Raw genomic sequence first — 6,047 nt, 5'->3', positions numbered from 1 at the left:
GGGCACCCCGGCCCCACCCCACCTGGCCGACTTGCTCGAGCACGACATCACCGGGCAAGCCATTGCCATTGCCGACCACTGTTACGGGTGCACGGCGGGTCAAGGCAGCAGCTGCGGCGGCGCGCTCGAGGTGGCAGAACCCGTCACCGCATCCGTTGTCCACTTCCACCCCAAACTGGCCGAGGCCAACTGATGGACCGCCGATGCGCCAAAAGACGAACGCATGAAGCCCCACACATTCACGCCTGGGGATCCCAAGCCAACAGGCCTGTGCATCGTGGTGCCCGTGCTCAACGAAGCCCAGGGCATTGAAGCCACTTTGAAGGCCTTGGGGCCACTGCGCCAGCGCGGTGCGCGTGTGGTGGTGGTGGACGGTGGCAGCCAGGACGACACCCTGGCCTTGGCCCGGGCGCACGCTGATGCCGTGATCGATTCCCCGCGCGGCCGGGCCGCACAAATGAACGCTGGCGCAGCGCTGGGCTGGGGCGAGGTGCTGCTGTTTTTGCACGCCGACACCATGCTGCCCGAGCGTGCCGATGAGCACCTGATGCAGGCGCTGGCCCGTGGCCACGCCTGGGGGCGCTTTGACGTGCGCATTGCAGGGCGGCCTTGGATGCTGAGGGTGGTGGCCGCGATGATGAACCTGCGTTCCCGCTGGACGGGCATTGCCACCGGCGACCAGGCCCTTTTCATGCGCCGTGAGGCCTACGCCCAAGTGGGCGGTTTTGCCCCACAACCCCTGATGGAAGACATTGACATATCCAAGCGCTTGCGCGCTGTGGGCGCACCGGCTTGCCTGCGTGAGCGGGTGATCACCTCCGGTCGGCGCTGGGAGCAGCGCGGCGTGTGGCGCACGATTTTCTTGATGTGGCGCTTGCGCTGGCGTTATTGGCGCGGCGAGCTGGCGCACAGCTTGGCAGAGGATTACCGATGAACACCGCCTTGATCATCTTCGCCAAAGCCCCGGTGGCGGGCCAAGCCAAAACCCGGCTCATGCCCGCCTTGGGCGCCGAAGGCTCGGCGCGCTTGGCCCAGCAACTGCTCATGCACGCGGTGCAGCAGGCCGCGCAAGTGCCGTGGGCCGCGCTGGAGCTGTGCGTGAGCCCCGACACCTCGCACCCGGCCTTTGCCCAGGCGCAAAACAGGGCCCATGAAAAGGCCAAGGACACCGACTCCGGCCGTTTGACCTTGAGCCTGCAAGGCGATGGCGATTTGGGGCAACGTATGCACCGCGCTTTGCTGCGCGGCTTGTCGCGCCACGCGGCGGTCTTGCTCATGGGCACCGACGCCCCGGGCCTGAACGCCACGGTGCTGCAAGAAGCTGCGCAGGCCTTGATGACCCGCGACGCGGTGTTTGTGCCCGCGCTCGATGGCGGCTACGCCCTGGTGGGTTTGCGCCGGCCTGCGCCCGAGCTGTTTGAGGGCATGGTCTGGAGCACGCCTGAGGTGATGGCGCACACGCGCCAGCGCGCCCGCCAGGCCGGCCTGCAGTGGGCCGAGTTGCCTGCGCTGGCCGACATTGATGAGCCCGCTGATCTGGTGCACTTGCCCAGCGGCTGGGTACTGGTTTGAATTTTCAATTGGGAATTTGTGTATGAAGTTGTTTCGCCGATCTTGGCTCCAGCTGGCCAGCGCCAGCATGCTGGCGGGTGTGCTGGTCAGCCCCAGCGCCTGGGCGCAGGGCAAGCCTTTGGTGTTCGGGGTGGGCATGTTCCAGCCCGACCGCGAGAAAAACGACGCCACCTACCGCCCCTTGGCACAGCACCTGTCGCAGCGCTTGGGCCGTGAGGTGCGTTTGCGCACCGTGGACAGCTGGGAAGGCCTGGCCAAAAGCCTGGCCAATGGCGAAACCGACATCGCCCTGATGGGGCCTTGGGGCTATGTGCTGGCCAACCAGATGGCCGATGCGCAAGTGGTTTCCACCATCCTCTACCAAGGCAAACCCGAGTATTTCGGCATGATCGTCACCCACCCCGATTCGGGCTTGAACAGTGTGCAAGACCTGTTGGGCCCCAAAGGCAAAGGCCGCACCTTCGCCTTTGGCGACAAGGGCTCCACCTCGGGTTATTTGGTCCCGCTGCACTTCTTCATGCAGCAAGGCATTGAGCCGGAAAAGCATTTTTCGCGCGTGCTCTACACCAAGCACCAGGCCATTCAGATGCAGGTGACCGCTGGGCAAATCGACGCCGGGGCCGATTACAACCGCAACCGAACGGCCATGATCGACCAAGGCATGATCCGGGCCGAGCGCAGCAAGGTGATCTGGCAGTCGCCGCCCTTGCCCAACGACGCGTTGGCCGTGAGCGCGCCTTTGTTCAAAGACAAGGCTTTTGTGCAGCGCCTGCAGCAAGCCGTGGCCGAGATCGGCCCCTTGCTCAAAACCCAGCCCCAGCTGCTGCCGGCCCATTACACCGGCTTTGTCAATTCGGACAACACGTTCTACAAGCCCATCCGTGACGCGGGATTGGCCACCGGCACCTTGAGGCCCAAGTCCTGATGGTGTTGGTGCGCGCATTCGCAGACAAACGCCTGGCGGCCTCTCACCGCCTGGGCTTTGCCGTGCTGGTGTTGGCCTACGCCGCCGTGGTGCTGGCCTGCGGGCTGGGCCTGGTGTGGGCGGGCGACCTCAGTTGGGGGCGCAACCCGTGGGACAACCTGCTCAAGTCGGTGGGTGAGTTTGCGCGGCCCAGTTTTCTGGACATTTGGTTCGGCCCCGAGCGGCTGGAGTACCGCAGCGAAGACGGCACTTTGCTGCGCACCGAAAACCGCCAAGCGGTGGAGTGGGCCTTTGTGCAAGCCCTGGGCCGCGCCACCTGGACCACCTTTCAGATCGCCACGCTGGGCTCCTTGCTGGCCGCGTTGCTGGCCTTGCCTTTGGGGCTGCTGTCGGCGCGCAACCTCAAGGCCCCGCGCTGGCTGGCGCAGGCCGCGTCTTCGGTGTTGGGCGTGTCGCGCGCCATCCACACACTGGTTTTTGGTCTGGTGCTGGTGGGCATTGTGGGCCTGGGGCCCATGGCCGGGATCTTGGCGATTGCCTTGCATTCCATGGGCACCTACGGCAAGTTGTACGCCGAGAGCATCGAGACCCTGGACATGGGCGCCATTGACGCGGTGCGCGCCACCGGGGCCAGCGGACCGCAGGTGTTTTTCAGTGCGGTGTGGCCTTCGGTCTTGCCGCAATTCGTGAGCAACCACCTGTACCTGTGGGAGTTCAACATCCGCGACTCCACCGTGCTGGGCTTGATTGGCGCGGGCGGTCTGGGCCTGTTGATTTCCGAAGCCGCCAGCCTGTTTCAGTGGGACCGTTTGGCCACGATTGTGTTGGTGGTGATCGCCTTGGTCACCGTGTTCGATGCCGTCTCGCGCCGCATCCGGCAGGCTCTGTTGTGAGCGCGCACATGCCTCAGGCCGCCATCCACCTTCAGCAGCTGCAGTGGCGCGTGGGCCAACGCCGCTTGCTCGACATCGCCGAGCTGCGCATCGAGGCGGGCGAGCGCGTGGCACTGGTCGGCCCCAATGGCGCGGGCAAAAGCAGTTTGCTGCGCGTGCTGGGCGGTTTTGTGCGCGCCAGCTCGGGTGCGGTCTCGGTGCTGGGGCAGGCCCTGGGCCCCGACGTGCGGCCCGCGCCCAGTGCCCAAGATTGGCGGCAAGTGCGCCGCGACGTGGGTCAGGTCATGCAAGGCCTGCACCTGGTGCCGCGCCTGACCGCCCTGGAGAACGTGGTGCTGGGCGCTTTGGCCCGCGCACCCGCCATGCCCGCCTGGCGCAGCTGGACACGGCTGTACCCGCAAGACCTGTTGGACCAGGCCCACGCGGCGCTGCACGAGATGGGCTTGGCCGACCGCGCCCAGGTGCGCGCCGACCGGCTCTCGGGCGGCGAAAAACAAAAGGTCAGCCTGGCGCGCCTGCGTTTGCAGCGCCCGCGCATCATTCTGGCCGACGAACCGACTTCGGCGCTGGACCCGCGCGCGACCATCGAAGCCTGCCACGCGCTGCGCGCCATGGCCGAAGGCCTGACCCTCATCAGCGTGGTGCACCAAATGGACCTTCTGCCCATCCTGGCCGACCGCGTGGTGGGCTTGTCGCAAGGCCGCGTGGTGCTCGATCTGCCGGTGCAGCAAGCCGATGGCCCGCGCATGGCCGAGCTGTTCTCCCAGTCCCCTGCCCACCCAGAAGCTGTTGCATTGCAAAATCCATGAACCCGTGAAACCTTCAACCCTTCAGCCCATGAACCCAGAAACCCAAGCTGGCCGCAGCTGCCCGCTGCATTACCAATACGGCCCCGATGTTTTCAATTCGGCCCCCGACCCCGTGCTGAGCGGTCTAGACACGCTGTACGTGGTGGGCGGCCTGTATGGCAACGAGTTGGCGCTGCACGAGGTGCTGCGCCTGTTTGAACAAGAGCCTGGCCGCAAGCGCCTGGTGTTCAATGGCGACTTTCATTGGTTCGACATCGACCCGGCCATCTTTGCGCGGGTGCAAGCGGTGGTCTTGTCGCATGTGGCCCTGCGCGGCAACGTCGAGACCGAATTGGCCGAAGACGACCCCGACCCCGAGGCCGGTTGCGGCTGCGCCTACCCCGACTGGGTGGGGCAGGACGTGGTCTCGCGCTCCAACCGCATCCTGAACCAATTGCGCACGGCCACCACGCCAGAGCAGCGCGCCCAGCTGGCCACTTTGCCCATGTGGCGCGTGGCGCAGGTGGGCGATGTGCGTGTGGGTCTGGTGCACGGCGACGCGCAGTCCTTGGCCGGCTGGGGCTTCGCCCAAGAACACCTGCGCGACCCCGAACACCTGCCCTTGGTGCGGCGCTGGTTCGAGCGGGCGCAAGTGGACGTCTTTGCCAGCACACACACCTGCTTGCCGGTGTTTCAGCAGTTCAGCGTCCCCGGCCGCACCCGCAGCGCCTGGGTGCTCAACAACGGTGCGGCGGGCATGCCCAATTTCCAAGGTGATGCGGCGGGCTTGCTCACGCGCATCGCGACGGTGCCTTTTGCAGGACCGCAGCGCCGCTGCACGGTGCAAGCCCACGGCCTGCACTTCGAAGCCATCGCCATCGAGACCCCTGCCGCACCCGCGCAAGCGCGCTTTTTGCAGCAGTGGCCCGAGGGTTCCGACGCACACGCGTCTTATTTTTCGCGCATCGCGGCAGGCCCGGCCTACCGTGAAGCCGATGTCATTCGTTGGGAGACTTGAGCATGTTGGCGATCATCGGAGGCACTGGCCTCTACGAACTTCCTGGCTTGCGCATCACGCAGCGCATTGCGGACACCACGCCTTTTGGGCAGGCCTCGGGCGAGGTGCTGCGCGGTCAGTACCACGACCAAGAGGTGCTGTTTTTGGCGCGCCACGGCAGCGGCCACCGCTTGCTGCCGCACGAGGTGAATTACCGCGCCAACATCTTTGCGCTCAAGCAGGCCGGGGCCACGCAGTTGCTCGGGTTTTCGGCTGTGGGCAGCTTGAGCCTGGCGGTCAAGCCCGGCGACATGGCCATGCCCGAGCAGTACTTTGACTGGACCCGTGGCCAGCGCGAACGCACCTTCTTTGGCCAAGGCGTGGCCGCCCATGTGTCCACCGCCAAGCCCGTTGGTGCGGGGCTGGTCGATGCGGTTTCGCAGGCTGCGCAGCGCTGCGGCCTGTCGGTGCACCGGGGCCTGACTTACGGCTGCGTGGAGGGCCCGCGCCTGGGCACACAGGCCGAAAGCCATTTTCTGCGCCAAGTCGGTTGCCACCTGGTGGGCATGACCAATGTGCCCGAGGTCTTCTTGGCCCGCGAAGCCCAGATGGCCTACGCCACCGTGGGCCTGGTCACCGACTACGACTGCTGGCTGGAGGACCCCACGCAGCACGTCAGCGTGGCCGGTATTTTTGAGCTCTATGGCCAAACCCTGGGCAAAGCCGCGCAGGTGCTCGACGCCTTGCTGTCGCAACCCCTGCCCGAGCCGGACCCGGCCATCCGCCAGGCCCTGGCCAGTGCCATGCTCACGCCCGACACGGCGCTCACGCCCGAGCAGGCGCAATGGCTGTCGGTGCTGAGGCGCTGAGCG

At 66.1% G+C, this 6,047-nt stretch carries 8 protein-coding genes; all 8 read left to right on the top strand.

The features are described from left to right. Window positions 1–193 (top strand): DUF3641 domain-containing protein (locus QZ190_RS12780; RefSeq protein ID WP_291916866.1); only part of this gene is annotated, 193 nt, incomplete at its 5' end. A gap of 30 nt (window positions 194–223) precedes the next feature. Further along, window positions 224–934 (top strand): TIGR04283 family arsenosugar biosynthesis glycosyltransferase, encoded by a 711-nt coding sequence (locus QZ190_RS12775; RefSeq protein WP_291916865.1) that lies wholly within the window; start codon window positions 224–226, stop codon window positions 932–934. Further along, window positions 931–1,572 carry a TIGR04282 family arsenosugar biosynthesis glycosyltransferase gene (locus tag QZ190_RS12770; RefSeq protein ID WP_291916864.1) on the top strand — a complete coding sequence of 214 codons (642 nt, stop codon included), beginning with the start codon at window positions 931–933 and terminating at the stop codon, window positions 1,570–1,572. Before QZ190_RS12775 ends, QZ190_RS12770 begins: the two co-directional genes overlap by 4 nt. 22 nt (window positions 1,573–1,594) lie before the next feature. Then, the gene (locus tag QZ190_RS12765) at window positions 1,595–2,497 is read left to right on the top strand and encodes a phosphate/phosphite/phosphonate ABC transporter substrate-binding protein (RefSeq protein WP_291916863.1); all 903 of its coding nucleotides are present in this window, start codon (window positions 1,595–1,597) and stop codon (window positions 2,495–2,497) included. Then, window positions 2,497–3,390: a phosphonate ABC transporter, permease protein PhnE gene (gene phnE / locus QZ190_RS12760; protein WP_291916862.1), complete on the top strand. Its 894-nt coding sequence runs from the start codon at window positions 2,497–2,499 to the stop codon at window positions 3,388–3,390. The genes QZ190_RS12765 and phnE overlap by 1 nt, the downstream gene beginning before the upstream one ends. Window positions 3,391–3,398: 8 nt before the next feature. Further along, window positions 3,399–4,199, top strand: a complete 801-nt coding sequence (locus QZ190_RS12755) for a phosphonate ABC transporter ATP-binding protein (protein WP_291916861.1) — start codon at window positions 3,399–3,401, stop codon at window positions 4,197–4,199. Window positions 4,200–4,227: 28 nt separating this feature from the next. Further along, a complete protein-coding gene (locus QZ190_RS12750; protein WP_291916860.1) occupies window positions 4,228–5,196 on the top strand; it encodes a hypothetical protein in 969 nt (322 codons plus the stop codon). 2 nt (window positions 5,197–5,198) lie between these two features. After that, window positions 5,199–6,044 (top strand): MTAP family purine nucleoside phosphorylase, encoded by an 846-nt coding sequence (locus QZ190_RS12745; protein WP_291916859.1) that lies wholly within the window; start codon window positions 5,199–5,201, stop codon window positions 6,042–6,044. The last annotated feature ends 3 nt before the right edge of the window (window positions 6,045–6,047 follow it).

Origin of the sequence: Limnohabitans sp. (assembly GCF_017848645.1) — a bacterium.
GTDB lineage: Bacteria > Pseudomonadota > Gammaproteobacteria > Burkholderiales > Burkholderiaceae_C > Limnohabitans_A.
Note: the sequence above shows the minus strand (reverse complement) of the source record. Positions and strands in the feature narration are given on the sequence as shown.